The organism is Paenibacillus xylanexedens, from assembly GCF_007676705.1.
Lineage (GTDB): Bacteria > Bacillota > Bacilli > Paenibacillales > Paenibacillaceae > Paenibacillus > Paenibacillus xylanexedens_C.
This window is the reverse complement of sequence record NZ_VEBF01000733.1, coordinates 1-231: the sequence shown is the minus strand read 5'-3', so window position 1 is coordinate 231 and position 231 is coordinate 1. Positions and strand designations below refer to the sequence as shown.

The following is a 231-nucleotide window of genomic DNA, read 5'->3' as shown; positions in this document are numbered from 1 at the left end:
ATCTCACCCACTTCCCCCATTTCAACCAAATTTCCCCCACCTTCCCTCAAACCCCATTCACCCCTTACCCCTACAACCACCCCCTATATCCCCTTCCCCACCACCACCATTTTCCAATCCATATTCACCAACATTATATCTCAATTCACCAATCATATCTAAAAAATCCATTTTTTTCACCTTAAACCTTATACTTCATCCCATGCATTTCCCACCCTCCTTAAGTCTCTT

At 43.3% G+C, this 231-nt stretch carries 1 protein-coding gene; it reads right to left on the bottom strand.

Annotated elements, in window-relative coordinates:
• Positions 1-57: 57 nt before the first annotated feature.
• Positions 58-180, bottom strand: coding sequence for a hypothetical protein (locus FS628_RS32980; protein ID WP_260871263.1), 123 nt, complete (start codon positions 178-180; stop codon positions 58-60).
• Positions 181-231: the final 51 nt, after the last annotated feature.